Annotated in this window: 11 protein-coding genes; 5 read left to right on the top strand and 6 right to left on the bottom strand. The window is 65.9% G+C overall.

Going from position 1 to position 19,966, the window contains the following annotated elements; genetic code table 11:
- Positions 1-100: 100 nt before the first annotated feature.
- Both ACVWY5_RS36830 and ACVWY5_RS36825 read right to left on the bottom strand, forming a co-directional pair.
- Positions 101-1,594 (bottom strand): M48 family metalloprotease, encoded by a 1,494-nt coding sequence (locus tag ACVWY5_RS36830; RefSeq protein WP_028336213.1) that lies wholly within the window; start codon positions 1,592-1,594, stop codon positions 101-103.
- Between the two features lie 72 nt (positions 1,595-1,666).
- A complete protein-coding gene (locus tag ACVWY5_RS36825; protein ID WP_028336214.1) occupies positions 1,667-2,413 on the bottom strand; it encodes a thermonuclease family protein in 747 nt (248 codons plus the stop codon).
- A gap of 477 nt (positions 2,414-2,890) precedes the next feature.
- On the opposite strand from ACVWY5_RS36825, the gene ACVWY5_RS36820 reads away from it, so the two are divergent.
- The 5 genes from ACVWY5_RS36820 to ACVWY5_RS36800 all read left to right on the top strand — a co-directional run bounded on the left by ACVWY5_RS36820 (position 2,891) and on the right by ACVWY5_RS36800 (position 15,670).
- Entirely contained in the window at positions 2,891-10,399 is a 7,509-nt protein-coding gene (locus tag ACVWY5_RS36820; RefSeq protein WP_028352134.1) for an Ig-like domain-containing protein, read from the top strand.
- Between the two features lie 158 nt (positions 10,400-10,557).
- Positions 10,558-11,763 carry an ABC transporter substrate-binding protein gene (locus ACVWY5_RS36815; protein WP_028336216.1) on the top strand — a complete coding sequence of 402 codons (1,206 nt, stop codon included), beginning with the start codon at positions 10,558-10,560 and terminating at the stop codon, positions 11,761-11,763.
- Between the two features lie 124 nt (positions 11,764-11,887).
- Positions 11,888-12,682 carry an enoyl-CoA hydratase gene (locus ACVWY5_RS36810; protein WP_028336217.1) on the top strand — a complete coding sequence of 265 codons (795 nt, stop codon included), beginning with the start codon at positions 11,888-11,890 and terminating at the stop codon, positions 12,680-12,682.
- Positions 12,683-12,685: 3 nt separating this feature from the next.
- On the top strand, positions 12,686-13,441 hold the full coding sequence (locus ACVWY5_RS36805) for a VOC family protein (RefSeq protein WP_028336218.1): 756 nt from the start codon (positions 12,686-12,688) through the stop codon (positions 13,439-13,441).
- A gap of 117 nt (positions 13,442-13,558) precedes the next feature.
- On the top strand, positions 13,559-15,670 hold the full coding sequence (locus tag ACVWY5_RS36800; RefSeq protein ID WP_028336219.1) for an acetate--CoA ligase family protein: 2,112 nt from the start codon (positions 13,559-13,561) through the stop codon (positions 15,668-15,670).
- A gap of 148 nt (positions 15,671-15,818) precedes the next feature.
- On the opposite strand, the gene ACVWY5_RS36795 is transcribed toward ACVWY5_RS36800, so the two are convergent.
- From ACVWY5_RS36795 to ACVWY5_RS36780, 4 genes are all read right to left on the bottom strand, one after another.
- Positions 15,819-16,619: an enoyl-CoA hydratase/isomerase family protein gene (locus ACVWY5_RS36795; RefSeq protein ID WP_028336220.1), complete on the bottom strand. Its 801-nt coding sequence runs from the start codon at positions 16,617-16,619 to the stop codon at positions 15,819-15,821.
- A gap of 17 nt (positions 16,620-16,636) precedes the next feature.
- Entirely contained in the window at positions 16,637-17,797 is a 1,161-nt protein-coding gene (locus ACVWY5_RS36790; protein WP_018269158.1) for an acyl-CoA dehydrogenase family protein, read from the bottom strand.
- Between the two features lie 18 nt (positions 17,798-17,815).
- The gene (locus ACVWY5_RS36785; RefSeq protein WP_028336221.1) at positions 17,816-18,883 is read right to left on the bottom strand and encodes an acyl-CoA dehydrogenase family protein; all 1,068 of its coding nucleotides are present in this window, start codon (positions 18,881-18,883) and stop codon (positions 17,816-17,818) included.
- 230 nt (positions 18,884-19,113) lie between these two features.
- Positions 19,114-19,965: an IclR family transcriptional regulator gene (locus tag ACVWY5_RS36780; protein ID WP_028336222.1), complete on the bottom strand. Its 852-nt coding sequence runs from the start codon at positions 19,963-19,965 to the stop codon at positions 19,114-19,116.
- Position 19,966: the final 1 nt, after the last annotated feature.

Raw genomic sequence — 19,966 nt, 5'->3', positions numbered from 1 at the left:
GGGCCACGGCGCGCTCGAACAACACAACCCTATGGTTATGGGTCCCGGCTTTCGCCGGGACGACAGCGGTGGTGAGGCGCGAGCACGACGCCTTGCAGCCTCAATCCACCACGATCTTGACGCGGTCGCGCGGCTTCACCTGGGCATGGGCGTCGAGGCCGTTGAGCACGCGGAAGCGCTCGGACGGGTGGTCGACGCCGGACATGCGGTGCGACAGCGATTCCACGGTGTCGCCGGGCTGCACGTTGATGACCTTGATGCGCAGCGGCCGCGCGGCCTGGATCTCGTCGAGCGTCAGGCGGCGGAACGAGTTGACGGTCTCGCGCGCGTTACGCTCGCTCTCGGTGGACTTCTGCTTGGCGGCGAAGATGAAGCGGTAGACGTCGCTGCCGAAGCGCAGCGCATAGACCTTGAACTGCCACTGGTCGCCATGCGCGGTGGCCGACGCCGCCGGAAAGCCGTTGATGTTGAGGTCCTCGGTCGATGACTTCTCGACGCCTTCCATCCAGCCCGAATTCAGGTAATCGCCGAGCGACTGCTCGGCCGGCACCCGCACCACGTCGAAGCGCATCGCCTGGCTGCCGCCCTCGCGCACGCCGATCACCGCCTGCGCGGTGTTGTCGAGCGTGAAGTTGTCGGGCGCGGTGAAGGTGAAGCCGAGCTTGGGATGCAGGAAGCGGCGGCCGCGCACGAAGCCTTCGCTGGGATCTTCGCCATAGACGATGTTGTCGATCGCGGCGAGATAGGTCTCGCGGTCGCGTTCGTTGCTCTCGGGCGATGAGTATTGCCGTGCGGTGGTCTGCGCATTGTTGATGCGCTCGGGCGTCGCCGGATGCGACGAGGTGAAGTCCTGCGCCCGCGGATCGAGCGCGGTCTTGCCGATCTTGAGCGCGGCATTGCGCTCCATCGCGGTCAGGAAGCGCGCCGCGCCGTAGGGATCGAAATGCGCGCGAGCGGCGATCCCGACGCCGATGCCGTCGGCCTCGAACTCCTGCTGGCGCGAGAAGCTCGCCATCGTCAGCTTGGTCTTGGCGAGCGCCAGCGCGGTGAGATCGGGATCGGTGCTCATGTCGGTGACGACGCGCGTCACCACCGCCGCCTGGCGGGCCTGGTCCTCGCGCATCGCCGCGTGCTTGGCCAGCACATGCGCCATCTCGTGGCTCAGCACCGAGGACAGCTCGGAGGTGTCGCTGGCGAGCGCAATCAGGCCGCGCGTGACATAGAGCTGGCCGGTCGGCAGCGCGAAGGCGTTGACCGCGCCGGAATTGAGGATCGTGACCTTGTAGGCCTGGTCGGGCCGTTCGGAGGCAGCGACCAGGCGCTCGACGGTCTTGCTGATCAGGGCCTCCAGCTTCGGGTCGTCATAGGCGCCGCCATAGGACGACAGGATGCGCTCATGCTCGCGTTCGCTCGTGGGCGTCTGCTGCACCACGCGGTTCGGCTTTACCGGCGCCACCGCTGCCGTGGGCGTGGCCTGCTCGAACCGGCCGACATTGCCGCAGGCCGACAGCGTCAGGGCGGCGCAAACGAGCGCCGGCGCAGCCGAAAGGCGGCGGCCAGTCCCCTCTTCACGCCGTCCTGCGCGCTCAATCACGTCAAAAACTCACAAATTGTCCCGTAAAAAGACCGGGGCAGGGCCCCTGGGTTTCTTGAGTCCCTTGGGCCCCTAGTTCCCGCCGAGCACTTCAAGCTGCCCCACCCGGAGCAGTTCGATTCGCGGCCCACGTCGTGCTTCCACCCAGCCTCGTACACGAATCTTACGATTTTCCAGAGACTTGGGCGCAAGCCCCGCCGCCTCGAACGCAGGGACTATGCGCCTTGAAATAGTCACAGCAAAGTCCCGTGTCCAGTTTCGGCCGAAATTCAGGTAGGTCGTCGCCCCGGCCTGACGCACGGACAAAACCTTGCCCTCGACCACGGTAAAGCGCCCGATCCCGGCCAAAATATCGTCCGGACTTTCGGCGTTTTTTATGACCGTGGAGCCGGCCCAGGTTCCCGATCGGGCGGCCCTTGCCTCGGCCTCGGCCGCCATCAGCGCGGTGGCGCAGTCCTGGTCCGGGGTCTCGGATGACACCAGCGCGAGGCCCTGGCGCAGCAGCTCGCTTTGCACGGGCTTCTCACTGCCTTCGAGGAATGCGTAGGCCGGCTGTCGGCCATAGCGGTCCGGCGTGTCGTCCTGTCCGCGCAGCGTCACCTCGCGGCCGACCAGCAGCGCCGTCAGTGCGGCGATAGCCTTCGCCTTGTCGGCCACCTCGATACCGGCGAGCTTGACCTCACGGCCGTCGTCCAGCCGCAGGCTGCGCGCATCGACGATGGCGGCGACGCGACCCTCGCCCTGAATCTCGAAATTGCAGCCAGTCGCTTCGGCGCGTCCGATGCTCGCGCCGATCGCGAGGACGCATACCGTCATCATCACCGCCCACGGACGGCGACGCCATGCTCGATCGCGTGGAGGCGTCATGCGGCACTCGTCACTTCGGCGCGCTCCGCTCGGAGCGTGGTCGCCAACAAGGACAGTCTGACGGAAAGATCGCTTCGGGGCCACCACAAGCGAAGCGAGATCGCATCGAGGGATGCCATCGTTGATTCGGTGGTCAATTTTCTGCGGCGCTTCTCATCGCGTGCACAGGCGAAATTGGTGTTTCACATCAATCCGTGCCTGTCGCGCGACGAACTCGTCTTCAGCGCCCCTTGTCGTGACGAAAATTGCCGTCCGATCGTGCATCGAGCGGCCCTCACACGCGTCAACCTTACCCATTCATCATCTCAACTCCGTGCGCGGAATGAGAATTTGTTATTGTTGCCAATGACTTGCAGCGCAAGATAACTATTCGGCAATTTTTTGAAAGGCGACCGATTGCGGTCGCTCACTCATATTGCCGAGGTTCTTGTGTCGAACCCAGTCGTTCTCACGCTGTCGACCAGCGATCCGCTCAGCGATTATCTTCTGCTCTACAACGCGATTTCGGCGATCAGCGTCGGCGGCGGGCTCGCTGCTGCCAACACCGATTACGTGATCCACTTCTCGCTCTCGTCCGGTGCGCGCACGCTGCAATTGCTGGACGATCTGCCGGCCATCAACCTGATGAGCGGCTCCACGCTCACCTTCGACGGCAACTCCGACTACAACAATCAGCTCGGCGGCCAGGACTACAGCGACGTCATCGACGCGCGCGGTTATCAAGGCTTCGTGGTCACCTCCGGCACGGTGACGTTCAAGAACCTCACCATCATCAATGCGGTTGCAAGCGGCGGCAATGGCGGGGTCGGCGGCGGTGGCGGCGGCGCGGGCCTCGGTGGTGGCTTGTTCGTCGGACAGAACGCCAACGTCACGCTGAACAATGTCAATTTCGGCAACAACACCGCCAAGGGCGGCGATGGCGGCGTGGTCGATCCGGCCGGCGGCGGCGGCGGTGGTGGCGGCATCGGTGCCGACGGCGGCAGCGGCAATGGTGGCGGCGGTGGTGGCGGCGGCTTCGGTGGCCAGGACTATTACGGCTACCACGGCAATGGCGGCAGCGGTTACAGCGAGGCGGGCTCCGACAGCCAGCATCCCTCGACCGGGGCGCAGAACGCGGGCGGCACACCGGCGACGATCGAAGGTGCGGCGGGCGGCGGACAGGGCGCCGACAATTACGGCGGCAGCGGCTACGGCGCGCATGCCGGCGGTGGCGCGAGTGGCGGCGGTGGTGGCGGCGGTGTCGGTGGCGGCGGCGGCGGCATCGGCGGCGCTAACTCGGTAGCCGGCGCTCCCGGAGCTGGCTTCGGCGGCGCGGGCGGCGTTGGTGGTGGCGGCGGCGGCGGCATCTATAGCGGCGGCGATGGTGGTTTCGCCGGCGGTGGCGGCGGCTCCGGCAACGGCAGCGGATACGCGCACACCGGCGGCAATGGCGGTTTCGGTGGCGGAGGCGGCGGTTCGAACGGCACGCCCGGCACCGGCGGCTTCGGCGCGGGCAGCGGCTCGCTCGCCGGCGGCGGTGGCGGCGGCCTTGGCGCCGGCGGCGACATCTTCGTTCAGCAAGGCGGCACGCTGACCGTCATCGGCGGCACCTTGATGGATGCCACCGAGACCGGCGGCACCGGCGCCAATGGTGCGGGCAACGGCTCCGCCTATGGCGACATCTTCATCCAGGGCACGATGATCGTCACGCCGACGCACACCGTGCCCACCTTCTCCCAGGGCCTGCAGACCGTCACCACGCTCACGATCGGCGACAGCATCGCCGATGAGCGGGGCATCAGCGGCAGCGGTACGACCGGCAGGCTGGTCGTCTCCGGCGGCGGTACGCTGACGTTGACGGGTGCGAGCAGCTATGTCGGCGGCACGCAGATCGATTCCGGCAACACTCTCTCGATCACGGCCGACAACAACATCGGCGGTTCGGCCGGTGCACTGATCCTCAACGGCGGCACGCTGACCACGACCGGCGGCTACACTTTCACGCACGATATTCAGCTCACCGCCAATGGCGGCATCTTCGATATATCGTCCGGCACGATCGCCGACACCGGCTCGATCAGCGGCTCCGGCACCTTCACACTGTCCGGCGCCGGCACGTTGCAGCTCGGGATGGGTCAGCTCGCCGGGCTGACCGGGACGTTTGGTCTGAGCAGCGCGCATCTGTCGCTGACGTCGAGCGGCACTTTCGACGACACGCTCTCGGTCAGCGGCAATTCGATCCTGTCGATCGCGAACGGCAAGACCGTGTCCGACACCGCCCTCGTCACCGGCAGCGGCAATCTCGGCGTCGATGGCGGCGGTACGCTCATGCTTGGCCATGCCGCAAATACCTACGGCAGCACGACGATCTATTCGGGCACGGTGTGGCTCACCGCGGCCGGCGCCGCCGGAACCGGCAACATCTCGTTTACCTCAGGCATTGCCGGCACGCTGAAGATCGACAACGCTGCGCTGAGCGGCAATGCGTTCGCCAACACGATCGCGAACTTCAATCCCGGCCAGTTCATCGACCTGACCGGGTTGCAGTACAACACCCAGAATCCGTCGCTCAACACGGTCAGCCTGTCCGGCAACACGCTCTCGATCTCGAACGGCACCACGACCGATACGCTGACCCTTGCCGGCGTCGGCGCCGGGACCAGTTTTCAGCTCTCGCAGGATGCGAGCGGCGGGACGATCGTGCAGGTCGTCTCGACCCGCGTCTTCAACGTCTCCAACGTCGCCGAGCTCAACGCCGCCATTCTGCAGATGGATTCCGGCGGACAGAACGCCGCGTCGAATGCCAACTACACGATCAACATCACCGCCAGTTTCAGTCTGACGTCGGAGCTGTACGCGCTCAATCTGCTCAGCGGGTCGAGCGTCACCATCAACGGCAGCGACGGTCACGGCGGCAGCTTCACGATCGATGGCCTCAACGCCCAGCGCGGCTTCTTCGTCTATGCCGGTAACGTAAACCTCGAGAACCTGACCATCCAGAACACGGTGGCTGCCGGCGGCGGGGTCGTTCGCGGTGGTGGCGGCGGCGGCGCCGGGCTCGGCGGTGCGCTGTTCGTCTCGTCGAACGGCAGCGCCACCATCGACAATGTCACCTTCCACAACAGCGCCGCGATCGGCGGCAACGGCGGTGCCGGCGGCACTGGCAATATCGCGTACGGCTACGGCTACGGCGGTGGCGGCGGGATGGGCGGACGCGGCGGAAGCAGCGGCGGCGGGGGGATCGGCCTCGGCGCTCAGGGCGCGGACAGCGATCTCTTTAGAAGCGGTTCACCCGGCATCATCCCCAACGCGGCCGGGGGCGGCAAAGGGAGCGACGGTTACCTGATCTCGATCGGTGGTGCGACCGAGCTTTACTGGTATGGCGGATCAGGCGGCGCCAATGGCGGCGGCGGCGGCGCCGCTGGGTGGATCGGCAGCGCCGTCCGCGCACCGTACGGGCCAGGGGGCGGTGTCGGCGGCGGAAACGGGGCCGACGGCGGCAACGGCGGCTTCGGTGGCGGTGGCGGCGATGGCGGCGACGGTGGCTTCGGCGGCGGTGGCGGTTACAACGGCAATGGTGGCTTCGGCGGCGGAGGCGGCATCGGAGGTATCGGCGGCTTCGGTGCCGGCAATGGCGGCACCAATGGCAACGGCGCGCCGGGCGGCGGTGGCGGTCTCGGAGCCGGCGGCGCTGTCTTTGTTCAGCAAGGCGGCTCGCTGACCATCGAGGGCGGCTCGCTCTCCAACGATTCCGGGTTCAATGCCGTCGCCGGCGGCACCAATGGCATTGGCCAGGCCAGCGGCTCGGGCTTCGGCGCCGGCATCTTCATCCAGGGCAACAACACTCTCAGCTTCACGCCGGCCAGCGGCCAGACGCTGACGGTCGCCAACGACATCGCGGACCAGAGCGGCAATGGCGGCACCGGCGCCGATGCTGGCGTCGGCGGGCTGGCCATCAGCGGCGGCGGCACCGTCGTCCTCGGCGGCAACAATACCTATACCGGCAACACTACGGTCAGCGGCGCCGGCACAAGGATATCGATCTCGTCCAACGTCAATCTCGGTGCGGTCACCAACGTGCTGAAGTTGGGCGACGGCACCGGCATCAGCTTCACCGACGGCTTCACGCAGACCCGCAACATCGCCGTCGCGGGCGATCCGATCTTCAACGTCGCCGCTGGCGAGACCGTTACCCAGAGCGGCGTGATCTCCGACGGCGCGACGCCTGGTGATGTCGAGGTGACCGGCGGCGGCCGGCTGGTGCTGTCCGCGCACAACACCTTTTCCGGCGGTACCGTCATCAAGGGCTCGATCCTGGAGCTGGCGGCGAACGGCGCGGCAGGGACCGGCGCGATCGCCTTCACCGACGGCAGCACCGAAAAACTCGTGCTCGATGCCGCGGCATTCTCCGGCGCCTCGTTCAGCACGTCGATCACCGGCTTTGCCGGCGGCGACACCATCGACTTCGGCAACATCGCCTATGACGCCACGGCGACGCTGTCCTATGCGAACGGCGTGTTGCTGGTGAAGAGCGGTAGCGGCACGACGCTCGCATCGCTGACCCTGAGTTTTGGCGCTGGCGCCTCGGCCGCCTCGCTGATGCTGGCGTCCGACGGCTCGGCCTCGCCGCATCTCGAGATCCGGTCACAGGCGAGCATCGCCTCGGTCACGGCTGACACCACCGATCATCTCACGACGCTGAACGCTGGCAAGGTCGTCACGATCACGGTCACCTTCAGCAACACGGTGAGCGTAACCGGCGCGCCCGAGCTGCTGCTCAACGACGGCAAGGCCGCGACCTATCTCAGCGGCAGCGGCTCGCAGGCGCTGGTGTTCAGCTACACGGTGCAGGACGGCGACAGCACGTCTGATTTGCAGGTGCAGAGCCTCTCGCTCAACGGCGGCACGATCAGGGATCCCGGCGGCCAGGACGCCGACGTGACCCATGCGGCGACCGATCTGCATCTCGTGATCGACGCGATCGCGCCGACCGTGTCGGTTGCGGCGAGCTCGACCGCACTGCTGGCCGGTCAGACCTCGACCGTCACCTTCACCTTCTCCGAGGTGGTCAGCGGCTTCGCGCTGACGGACACGACGGTGAGCGGCGGCGCGCTGAGCAACCTCGTGCATGTCGGCGTCAACGCCGCGCACCAGGACGTCTACACGGCAACCTTCACACCCGATGTGACCAATTCCGAGGCAGGCTCGGTGCAGGTCAACGCGTCAAGCTATACCGACAGTGCCGGAAACGCCGGCGCGGCAAGCAATGCGATCACCTTCAGCGGCGATACCAAGGCGCCGACGGTGGCGGTCTCCGTCGATCACACCACGCTGACTGCCGGCGATAGCGCGCTCGTCACCTTCACCTTCTCCGAGGCCGTCAGCGGCTTTGGATTGGGTGATGTCGCCGTCCAGGGCGGTACGCTGGGCAATCTCACCCATGTCGGCATCGATGGCGCCGGCCATGACGTCTACACCGCGACCTTCACGCCCGATGTGACCAACACCGAGGCGGGTTCGGTGCAGGTCAACGCATCGAGCTATAGCGATACGGCCGGCAGTTCCGGCGCGTCGAGCAACACGATCAGCTTCACCGGCGACACCAGGGCGCCGACCGTGTCGGTTTCGGCTGACCATGGGACGCTGCTCGCCGGCCAGACCGCGGTCGTGACCTTCACCTTCTCCGAGGCCGTCGCGGGCTTTGCGCTCGGCGATGTCGGCGTCAGCGGCGGCGCGCTGGGCAGCCTTGTCCATGTCGGCGTCAACGGCGCCGGGCAGGACATCTACACCGCGACCTTCACGCCCGACGTCACCAATGCCGAGGCTGGCTCGGTGCAGGTCAACGCATCGAGCTATAGCGATACGGCCGGCAACGCCGGCGCCGCCAGCAACGCCATCAACTTCACCGGCGACACGCTGGCGCCGACGGTCTCCGTCACGCTCAATCCCGACACGGTGCTGGCCGGCGACCTCTCGGTCGCGACCTTCACCTTCTCGGAAGCCGTCTCGGGCTTCGCCCTCGGCGACATCTCCGTCCATGGCGGCGCGCTGAGCAATCTCGTGCATGTCGGGCTCAATGGCGCTGGGCAGGACGTCTACACCGCGACGTTCACGCCCGATGTCAGCGACACCGAGACCGGCTCGGTGAAGGTCAACGCGTTGAGCTATGCCGATGTGGCCGGCAATGCCGGTGCCGCGAGCAACACCGCGGCGATCGGTGGTGATACGCTGGCGCCGACGGTGTCGATCGCGGCTGACCGCAACGCGCTGCTGGCGGGCCAAACCGCGCTGGTGACGTTCACGTTCTCCGAACAAATTGCGAGCTTCGCGCTCGGTGACGTCACGGTGCATGGCGGGGCGTTGGGCAATCTGGTCCATGTCGGCGTCAACGCATCGGGCGAGGACGTCTACACGGCAATTTTCACGCCGGATGAAAGCAACACTGAAGCGGGCTCGGTGCAAGTCACCGCGTCTGGTTACACCGACGTCGCCGGCAATAGCGGTGCGGCAAGCAACGCCATCAATTTCACCGGCGATACCAGGGCCCCGACGGTGTCGGTTGCGGTGAGCCCGAGCACGGTGCTTTCCGGCCAGACTTCGGCCGTCACTTTCACCTTCTCCGAAGAGGTCGCGGGCTTTGCGCTCGGCGACACGGACGTCGCCGGTGGTTTGCTCAGCAATCTGATCCATGTCGGGCTCAATGGTTCAGGCCAGGACGTCTACACCGCGATCTTCACGCCCGATATCAACGACATCGTGGCGGGCTCGATCCGGGTCACCGCCGCAAGCTATGCCGACGTATCAGGCAATGCCGGCGCGGCGAGCAATACCGCGACGATCGGCGGCGACACGCATCCGCCGACGGTATCGGTGGCGGCCGATCACACTCTGCTGCACGCCGGCGACGCCGCGCTGATGACGTTCACCTTCTCCGAGGCGGTCGCAGGTTTCGGACTCGGCGACGTCACCGTCCATGGCGGACTGCTGGGCAGCCTCGTCCATGTCGGCATCAACGGCGCGGGCCACGATATCTACACCGCGACCTTCACGGCCGATGTCACCGACCATCTGTCGGCCGATGTTTCGGTTGCAGGGGCGAGCTACACCGACATCGCCGGCAACGCCGGCGGAGCAAGCAACGTGGTCAGCTTCACCGGCGACACCAAGGCGCCAGCGGCGCCGACGCTGGCGCTGCACCGCGACACCGGCGTCTCCAGCACCGACCACATTACCAGCAATGGGCTGATCGATTACACCAAGTTCGATGCGGCCGACACGCTGCGCTACAAGACCGACGGTGCCTCGGCCTTCTCCACGGCGGTGCCGATCTTCACGACCGACGGCATGCACTCCGTCACGGTGCAGGAGGTCGACGCCGCCGGCAATGTCAGCGCATCCTCTAGCCTGACCTTCACCCTCGACACCACGGCGCCCCATCTCACCGGGATCACGGCGACGCCCTCCGGCGGCGTCGCAGCGCCGGGTTCACTGGTGCAACTGACGGTCGGCTTCAACGAGGCGGTGCACGTCAATGGCGGCGCGCCAAGCCTGACGCTGAATGATGGCGGCACCGCAATCTACGACGCCGCGGCAACGGTGCTGCTCGGCGATTCCTCGAAGCTGGTGTTCGATCACATCGTGTCATCGACGGATCGGGCCGGCTCGCTGGCCGTGACCGGCTTCGCCGCCAATGGCGCCGATGTCGTCGACCTGGCCGGCAATGCGGCTTCGCTTTCGGCGGTGTCCGCCGTCTTCGACGCCCTGCACATCAACGAGACTATCGTGCCGGCCTACACGCTCGGCGCCATCACCCGCCCGGAATTGCATCTGGATCTGGGCGGTCGCATCATCATGGATGCAGCGGCATCGGCATTCGCCGGACATTATGGCATGCAGTACCTGTTCCTCGGCCTGCCGGCGGGAACGCCCCATCAGACCGTTCCCGACTTTCATCTCTGATCGCAGCGCGGCCGGAAGCTCCGGCGCGGCGCTTCATTCCGCTTAGCGGAAAACAGATTGCTGCCGCTGCGGCTTGCTGCAGTGCAGGCCATGCGGCATGATCCGGCCCTCGAAACGGACCTGATGGAACGGGGTCCGCGCTGCAAGGGAGGATTGGAATGAGACGAGTTTTGGCCGGCGTGTTGGCCTGTGCGTTTGCGATCTCGGCGAATGCGTCGCTGGCGCAGGACAAGCCTCCGCTGAAGCTCGGCGGCATCCTCGATATGTCGAGCCTCTACGCCGACATCACCGGTTCGGGCAGCGAAACCGCCGCCAAGATGGCAGTGGAGGATTTCGGCGGTGAAGTTCTCGGCCGCAAGGTCGAGATCGTGGTCGGCGACCATCTCAACAAAGCCGACCTTGCCGCCAACATCGCCCGCGACATGATCGACAACCAGGGCGTCGAGATGATCTTCGACGTCGCGGCCTCCGCGACCGCGCTCGCCGCCGGCGAGATCGCCAAGGCGCGCAACAAGATCATCATGTTCAACGGTCCAGGCTCGATCCGCCTCTCCAACGAGGCCTGCGGCCCTTATACCGTGCACTACGTGTTCGACACCTTCGCGCAGGCCAATGTGACCGGCCTCGCCGCGGTGAAATCCGGTCTCGATACCTGGTTCTTCCTGACCGCGGACTACGCGTTCGGCCAGGACCTGGAAAAGGACACCAGCAATGTCGTGGTGAAGTCGGGCGGCAAGGTGCTCGGCAGCGTGCGGCATCCGATCAACACCTCGGATTTCTCGTCCTTCCTGCTGCAGGCGCAGGCCTCGAAGGCCAAGGTGATTGGCCTTGCCAATGCCGGCGGCGACACCATCAACGCGATCAAGCAGGCGGCGGAATTCGGCCTCACCAAGAGCGGCCAGAAACTGTCGCCGCTGTTGGCCTTCGTCACCGACATCGACAGCGTCGGGCTCGAGACCGCGCAGGGCCTGTTGCTGGCGGAAGCCTTCTACTGGGATCTCAACGACGACAGCCGCGCCTTTACGAAGCGCTTCATGGAACGCACCAAGCGGGTGCCGACTTCGGCACAGGCCGGCGTCTATTCCTCGGTGACGCACTATCTCAAGGCGGTGAAGGCCGCCGGCACCACCGATCCAGCCGCCGTCATGAAGGTGATGAAGGAGACCCCGATCAACGACATGTTCACCAAGAACGGCAAGATCCGCGAGGACGGCCGTATGGTGCACGACATGTATTTGTTCGAGGTCAAGAAGCCGTCGGAATCGAAGGGCCGCTGGGACGACTACAAGCTGGTGGCAACCGTTCCGGGCGACCAGGCCTTCCAGCCGCTGTCGGAGTCGCGCTGCCCGCTGGTGAAGAAGTGACGCGAAGCGTCATTCCGGAGCGATGCGCAGCGTCGAATCCGGAATCTCGAGATTCCGGGTCTGGTCCTTCGGACCATCCCGGAATGACGCCGTAACAACCAACAACAACGAAAGGCAAAACGCCATGAGCGATAATCAGATGGTCCTCCAATCCCTCGACAAGGGCCTGCTCACGATCACCATGAACCGTCCCGACCGGCGCAACGCGCTCAATCCCGACATGACGCGCGGCCTCGTCGAGGCGGCGCGCCGCGCGCAGGACGATACCGAGGTGCGCGCGGTGCTGATCCGGGGCGCCGGCGGCACCTTCTGCGTCGGCGGCGACGTCAAGTCGATGGCGGAAGGCCGCGCCCCGCTGCCGTTCGAGGCCAAGATGGCCAATCTGCGCCGCGGCATGGAGGTCTCGCGCATCCTGCACCAGATGCCGAAGCCGGTGGTGGCGCAGCTCGACGGCGCCGCGGCCGGCGCCGGGCTTTCGATCGCGCTGTCCTGCGATCTCCGCGTCGCCAGCGCCTCCTGCAAGATCACCACGGCCTTCGCCAAGGTCGGCTTCTCCGGCGACTACGGCGGCACCTATTTCCTGACCAAGATGCTCGGCAGCGCCAAAGCGCGCGAGCTCTACATGATGTCGCCGGTGCTGTCGGCGCAGGAAGCCTACAACCTCGGCATGGTCTCTAAGGTGGTGCCTGATGCCGACGTCGAGGCCGAGACGCTGGAACTGGCGCGCTCGCTGGCGCAGGGCCCGTCGGTGGCGCTCGGCTACATCAAGCGCAACATCAACAATGCCGAGACCATGACGCTAGAGGCCTGCTTCGACGGCGAGGCGATCCACCACACGCGTGCCGGCGAGACCACCGACCACAAGGAAGCGGCCAAGGCCTTCGTCGAGAAGCGCAAGCCCACCTTCCAGGGGCAGTAGACCATGGCCGAGTACATGCGGCTGCGGCAGATCTGCCTGGTGGCGCCGCAGCTTGCGCCTGTGATCGCGGACATCTCCGCGATCATGGGCCTCGACGTCTGCTATCGCGACGGCAACGTCGCGAAATACGGCCTCGAGAATGCGCTGCTGCCGGTCGATACCATCCTGCTCGAAGTCGTCGCGCCGTTCCAGCCGGGGCCGGGCACGGCGGCCGGCCGCTTCATCGAGAAGACCGGTGGCCGCGGGGGCTATATGGCGATCTTCGTTTGTGAGGATCCCGACGCGCGTGGCGCCAAGGCCAACGCGATGGGCGTGCGCACCGCGAACGTGATCACGCACGCGCCGTATCACGGCGTGCAGCTGCATCCGCGCGACTGCCGCGCCGCCTTCATCGAGTTCAACCACACCGACGGCAGCGACGACGTGCTGGGGCCGTACCCGCCGGCTGGCCCCGACTGGCAGAAGTCGATCCGCAAGGACACGACTTTGGCGCTGACCGAGGTCGAGATGCAGAGCCCCGAGCCTGAGGCGTTGGCGGCGCATTGGGGCAGGATCATCGGCATTCCCGCCGATGGTACCGTGGTGAAGCTGCCGAATAGCACCTTCAGCTTCGTCAAGGGCGACAGCGAGATCATGAGCGGCTTGACGTTTGAGGTCGTCGACAAGGCGAAGGTGCTGGACGCCGCAAAAGCCAGGGGCTGTGAGGTGAAGGGCGACGGGTTCCTGCTCTGCGGCGTGACGTTCAAGCTGACGGCGTGACGTCGTAGCCCGGATGCAGCGAAGCGAAATCCGGGGCCGCGCGCTTCGCGGATAGACCGGCTCCCGGATTGCGCTCCGCTCCATCCGGGCTACAAGAAGAATAAAAAGGAACGCCCCATGCCGCATCCGCTCGATACCTTCTTCGCCCCAAAGAGCATCGCGCTGATCGGCGCCTCGCGCGATCACGAGAAGATTCCCGGGCGGCTGCTCGCGATGTTGCGCAAGAACGGTTACCCGGGCGCGCTCTATCCGATCAACCCGAATTATGACGAGATCGACCGCTTGAGGTGCTTCAAGTCGATTGCCGAGATCGGCGCGCCGGTCGATCTTGCCGTTATCGTCATTCCCGCCCGTGCGGTGCTGCCGGCGCTGGAGCAATGCGCGGCCGCGGGCGTGAAGAATGCCGTCATCATCTCGTCCGGTTTTGCCGAGGAGGGCGGCGACAGCGCTGACATGCAGGACGCGATCGTCGCGCTGGCGAAGCGGACCGGGATGCGGATCAGTGGGCCGAACGCGGAAGGGTTTTACAGCCAGGCGCAGAAGGTCGCCGCGACCTTCAGCCCGACCGTCGACGTCAAGCCGGATGCGCCCGATCTGGTCGCCAGCAAGCGGCGGATCGGCATCGTCGCGCAGAGCGGCGGCATCGGCTTTGCGATCTATCATCGCGCCAAGGCGCTCGGCGTCGCGCTCAGCTATGTCGTCAGCGCCGGCAATGAGAGCGATCTCGGCGCCGGCGAGTTCCTCGACTACATGGTGCAGGATGCCTCGACCGACGTGATCCTGCTGTTCATCGAGGGCATCAGGGACGTCGACAAGTTCTTGGCGGCGGCGAAGCGCGCGGCAGAACTCAAAAAGCCCGTGATCGTCACCAAGGTCGGGCGCTCCGGCGCCGGCGAACGTGCGGCGGCCTCGCACACCGCGAGCATGGCGGGCTGGTCGGCGGCCTATGATGCGGTGTTCGCGAAATACGGCTTCATCGTCTCCAACGACCTCGACGAGGCCGTGACCATTGCCGCGGTTCTGACCACCAATCCGCTGCCGAAGGGCGATCGCGTCGCGGTGCTGACGGTGTCCGGTGGCGCTGGCATCTGGGGCGCCGATACTGTCTCGATGCAGGGCCTGCGGGTGCCGGAGCTTTCGGCCGCGATCCAGAGCCAGATCAAGCAATGGATGCCGTCCTACGGCGCGGCGGGCAATCCGGTCGATGTGACGGCGCAGGGCGTGTCATCCGGCGGACTGCAGAAGAGCATCGAGCTGTTCGACACGTCTGATGAAGTGGACGCGACGCTGGTCGTGCTGTCGCTGTCGAGCGAGACGCGGATGCCGTTCAAGGAAGCCGAGCTGAAGCCGGTGATCGCGGCGCAGCACAAGCCGGTGGTGTTCTACTCCTACACGCTGCCGTCGCAATTCGCGCGGCAGGAGCTGGCGAAGTCGGGCGTGGTGGCGCTCTCGGGACTGACCCATGTCGGCGTCGCAATGCGGCGGCTGGCGGACTATGCCGGCTTCAAGCCCGCGCCGGAGATTTCGGCATCAGCGTCGCCGGCGCACGATCTCTCCATGCATCTCACGTCGAAGACGCTCTCCGAATATGACAGCAAATCGCTGCTGCGCGCGGCCGGCGTTGCGCTGCCGGATGAGGTGCTGGTGATCGACCGCGACGGGCTCGATGCCGCGATCGAGCGCGCCGGATTTCCGCTGGTCATGAAGATTCAGTCGCCCGCGATCGCGCACAAGAGCGAGGTCGGCGGCGTCCGCGTCAACATCGCCGCCAAGGGTGCGGCATTCACGGCCTATCGCGACATGCTGGAGACGGTGCAGAAGCAGCGGCCGGGCGCTGAAATCCAGGGCGTGCTGGTCGGGCCGATGGCCAGGAAAGGCGTCGAGATCATCGTCGGCACCATGACGGACAAGACGTTCGGGCCGATGGTGATGGTGGGGCTCGGCGGCATCACCACCGAACTGTTCAAGGACGTGGTCTATCGCCCCGCGCCGGTGAGCGTGGCTGAAGCGAGCACGATGCTGGAGACGCTGAGGGCCGCGCCGCTGCTGCACGGCTTCCGCGGCGCGCCGAAGGCCGATGTCACGGCACTGGCGCGGTTGATCTCGCAGATTTCAGTGCTGGCGGCGCAGCACCGAAGCGAGATCGCCGAGATCGAGGTTAATCCAGTGTTGGTGCACCCGGAGGGGCAGGGCGTCACGATCGTCGATGCGCTGGTGGTGCCGAAATGACTCGGTGTCGTCCCGGCGAAGGCCGGGACCCATAACCACCGAGGTGAGTTGTGAGAGAAGCCGACGCCGCTTGTGCCCCTTCCGCAGGCCGCGGCGTATGGGTCCCGGCCTTCGCCGGGACGACGCGTTGTGAGAGTGGCGCGAGGACCTACCGCCCCTTGAAGTTGGCGACGCGGCGCTCGGCGGTGGCCTTGACACCTTCTTTGAAGTCTTCGGTCGCGCGCAGCTTGGTCTGCTCGACCAGTTCATGGTTGGTCGCGGCGAGCACGCGGTCGGCGAGGTCGGCGCGCATGGTGGCGCGGGTCGAGACCAGGCCGAGCGGCGAGCATTCGGCGATCTCCTGCGCGAGCTTCATCGCCTCGGCGCGCACCTGGTCCTGCGGCACAAGCACATTGGCGAGGCCCCAGCGATAGGCTTCCTCGCCGGTGACGCGGCGGCTGGTGTAGAACATCAGCTCGGCATTGTTCTTGCCGATCAGCTCCGGCAGCGTCGCGGTCAGGCCGAAGCCCGGATGGAAGCCGAGCTTGGTGAAGTTGGCCGAGAAGCGTGCCTCGGGGCAGGCGACGCGGAAGTCGGCGGAGACGGCAAGGCCGAGGCCGCCGCCGATCGCGGCGCCATGGATCGCCGCGACGATCGGCTTCTTGTTGCGGAAGATGCGCACCGCCTGAACGTAAAGATGGTTGATCGGCAGGTTGGAAGCCGGATCGCTCTTGGCGCGCTCCTCCTGCTCCTGGCGGGCGGGATCGCCGAAATTGGCGCCGGCGCAGAACGCCTTGCCTTGCGCCGCCAGCACCGAGGCGCGGATCTCGATATTGTTGTCGAACTCCTCGAGCGCGTCGGCGATCTGGTTGATCAGCGCGACGTCGAAGAAGTTCAGCGGGGGTTTTCGGATTTCGATTAGGCCGACATGGCCGTGGGTTTCGACGCCGATATCAGTGTACTTGGTCATGATCTGTCCTCGTTGAATTAGCGCAGGCCCAAACCGCGGGCGATGATGCCGCGCAGCACTTCGGTGGTGCCGCCCTGGATCGTCAGCTTCGGCGCGGTCTTGATGGCGAAATCGAGCTGCTTTTCCAGCGTCTCGCGGTTGGTCGCGGTCTCCTCGACGAACGCGGCGAGATCGCGGACACGATGCGGCAGCTGCTGCTCCCACACCGTGCCGATGTCCTTGACGATCGACGCCTCCACCACCGGCTCCTTGCCGGCCTGCAGCATGCCCGCGACCGACACCGACATGCGGCGCATGGTGTGAACCTGCGCCACCAGGCGGCCGATGCCCTCGGCGCTGCGGGTGTCCGGATTCTTGCCGACCGCGCGCACGAGCTCGGTGAGCACATAATAGGTCTCGAGGAAACGCTCGGGACCACTTCGCTCATAGGCGAGCTCCGACGTCGCCTGCTTCCAGGCGCCGTCGACCTCGCCCAGCACGTGATCGTCGGGCACGAAGTAGTCGGTGAACACGACCTCGTTGAACTCGAATTGCCCAGTGATCTGGCCGATCGGATTCACCTGGATGCCCGGCTGCTTCATCTTGACCAGGAACTGGGTCAGGCCGTGGCGGCGGTTTTCCTTGGTCGGCGGCGAGGTACGGAAGATTGCGATCATGTAGTCGGCGATGTGCGCCGACGAGGTCCAGATCTTGGTGCCGTTGATCAGGTAGCCGCCGTCGGTCTTGGTCGCACGGGTCTTCGCCGCGAACAAATCGGAGCCGGAGTTCGGCTCGCTCATGCCGATGGCGAAGCAGACCTCGCCGCGGCAGATGCGCGGTAGGATGTCCATCTTGATGTGCTCGGGCGCGTACTTCAGAAGCACCGGCCCGCTCTGGCGGTCGGCGACGAAGAAGCGCCGGGTCGGCGCGTTCGCCACCCGCATTTCCTCGGTCACGACGTAGCGCTCGAGGAACGAGCGCTCCTGGCCGCCGTATTTCTTCGGCCAGGTCATGCCGAGCCAGCCCTTGGCGCCGACGCGACGGGAGAATTCCGGTGCGTCATTGTCCTCGCGGTTCGGCGCGTGGGGATCGAAGGTGCCGGCGGCGATTTCCTCGGCGAGGAAGGCGCGCACCTCCTTGCGGAGCTGCTCGCATTTTTCCGGCAGGCGGATCGGATCGAAACGAAGGGCTGCAGTCATGATGTCTCTGTCCTGATCTCAGCGCGAAGCCACCAGCGGCCACAATTCATCGGCGCCACGATTCGCGACGAGCTTGCCGAGCTCGACCGCCCAGTAGCTCTCCGAGCCGAAATCGTCGCGCCAGGCTAGCGCCCGCAGCGAATAGCGGTGCAGGATGTGCTCGATGGTGAAGCCGATCGCGCCATGCACCTGATGCGCGATACCGCTGCCCTTCTCCGCCGCTTCCGAGCAGCGGACCTTGGCCGCTGCGGCTTCCAGGAACACCGCATCAGTGTCCAGCGACTTGGCGTTCACGATCGTGTCCGCCGCCGAGGTCGCGGCGGCGAGTGCCGCGGCGTTTTCGCCGGCGAGCCGGGCGAGGTTGTGCTGCACCGCCTGGAATTTCGAGATTTTCTTCTCGAAGGCGACGCGCTCGTTGGAATAGCGCACGGAGATGTCGAGCATCGCTTCCAGCGCGCCGGCGATTTGCAGGCTGCGCACCACGCCGCCCATCAGCATCAGCGTGGTTTGGTCAAAGCCCTTCAGCGCCGGCCTGGTGGTGACCGGCTGCACCTTGTCGAGCGTAACGGTGTCGTTGTGATCGCCGCCAAGCCCGATGCCGGATTCGATCCGGCACTTCGCGGCATCGACCAGCGCAATCGACACCCCGCCATTGCCGTTCGCCAGCACGGCGAAATGCTTTGCGTCCTTGGCGAACGGCACGCCGCGGGCACGGCCGGAGAGGCTGCCGTCGGCGTTGAGCGTCACGCGGTCCTTCGGGCTTGCCGGCAGCACGGTCATCTCGCCTTCGGGGGAGGCGATCCTGGCCTGCGTCAGCAGCCAGCCGGCCAGCATTGTTTCGGCCAGCGGAACAGCGATCGCATGCCGCCCGGCGACGTTCAGGACGCTGAATCCTTCCGCGAGGCTGGCGCCGGAACCGCCGAGATCGTCGGGCACCCAGGACAGCGGCAGGCCGGCTTCGGTCAGCGCCTGCCACAGCGGCGCCTTCCATGCGCCCTGCTTGTCGTGATTGATGGTTTGGGCATCCGCGAGATCGGCGAAAATCTTTTCCGCGGTCTCGGCGACGATGTTTTCACTCTCCGCCACAGCGTTCCTCGTGTTGATTGGCTCGGGCTGGCCGTTCGGCCATGCCCTGCTTGCGATGTTGTCTTGCGCTCAATGATGGGGAAAAGCCATAGCCGTGACAAGCGCTGCCCGCAGGGCCACTTGCGCGGATGGCATGAAGCCGGACATGGCGCATGAATTCCGCATAGTGAACTTTCGATTGTCCCTGTTTGTATGCCACGCACTCGCGCAAAATTGGCCGGCGGCATCCTTCAGTCCGCCAGATGAAACTCGATCGCCTTCCGCATCAGGTCGGCGAACTCGGTCTCCTGGGTGACCAGCGCGTCGTTCAATCCGGCCACGCACAGCACCAGCGGCTCGTTCGATTCCGCTGATGGAGGCAGGTTCATGGCAACGGCGCCGGCGCCCGGCGTGACCAGGCCGAGCGAGAACGCGTGCCCCTTGGCACGCACCTTCTTCAGCTCCAGCAGCAGCGCCTTGATATCGACCTGCCGATCGGGTCGGGTCTCGTTGGCGTTGATCAGGCGCACCAGGCGGCGCACCTCCTTGTCCGGATAGGCCGACAGCAGCGCATACCCCGATGCGGATCGCGCCAGCGGCCGCAGCGTTCCGGCCTTGACATACAGCCGCATCGGCAGCTTGGCCTGAATGATATGGACATACTGCGCGCTGAGCCCGTTGCGCACCGCGAGCATGATGGTCTCTCCGGTCCGCGCGGAGAGCTCTTCCATCAAATTGACCAGACGTCCCTTCGTGAACAACGCCGGGCTCAGCCAGTGCCCCAGCATCGAGATTCGCGGCGTCGGGATGTAGGTGCGGCGGCTGGTGTCATAGTGGAGATAGCCGAACGCCGTCATCGTCCGCATCAACGCCGAGGTGCTGGATTGCGGGAACTTGAGCGCGGCCGCGACCTCGATGGCGGACGCGGCCCGCTGGTGCTCCTCGAAGAATTCGAGCACATCGAACACGCGCCGCGCCGACTTGACCGCATTGTCCATTTTCGGCAGGTCGCGCGAGGTATCGCCGGGGAAATCGGGGCCGTCGAAAGACCGCGCGCCGGCAGCCGCGCCGGCTTTCGCCAAATCTTTCTTCGCCACCGGCATC

It is taken from the genome of Bradyrhizobium sp. USDA 3256 (assembly GCF_054058275.1).
The sequence above is the reverse complement of the archived record's forward strand: the minus strand, read 5'-3'. Positions and strand labels throughout refer to the sequence as shown.

Coding starts and splice junctions, on each gene's coding strand:
- ACVWY5_RS36825 (WP_028336214.1), bottom strand. CDS start 2,413: ATGATGACGGTATGCGTCCTCGCGATCGGCGCGAGCATCGGACGCGCC.
- ACVWY5_RS36815 (WP_028336216.1), top strand. CDS start 10,558: ATGAGACGAGTTTTGGCCGGCGTGTTGGCCTGTGCGTTTGCGATCTCG.
- ACVWY5_RS36810 (WP_028336217.1), top strand. CDS start 11,888: ATGAGCGATAATCAGATGGTCCTCCAATCCCTCGACAAGGGCCTGCTC.
- ACVWY5_RS36805 (WP_028336218.1), top strand. CDS start 12,686: ATGGCCGAGTACATGCGGCTGCGGCAGATCTGCCTGGTGGCGCCGCAG.
- ACVWY5_RS36800 (WP_028336219.1), top strand. CDS start 13,559: ATGCCGCATCCGCTCGATACCTTCTTCGCCCCAAAGAGCATCGCGCTG.
- ACVWY5_RS36795 (WP_028336220.1), bottom strand. CDS start 16,619: ATGACCAAGTACACTGATATCGGCGTCGAAACCCACGGCCATGTCGGC.
- ACVWY5_RS36790 (WP_018269158.1), bottom strand. CDS start 17,797: ATGACTGCAGCCCTTCGTTTCGATCCGATCCGCCTGCCGGAAAAATGC.
- ACVWY5_RS36780 (WP_028336222.1), bottom strand. CDS start 19,965: ATGCCGGTGGCGAAGAAAGATTTGGCGAAAGCCGGCGCGGCTGCCGGC.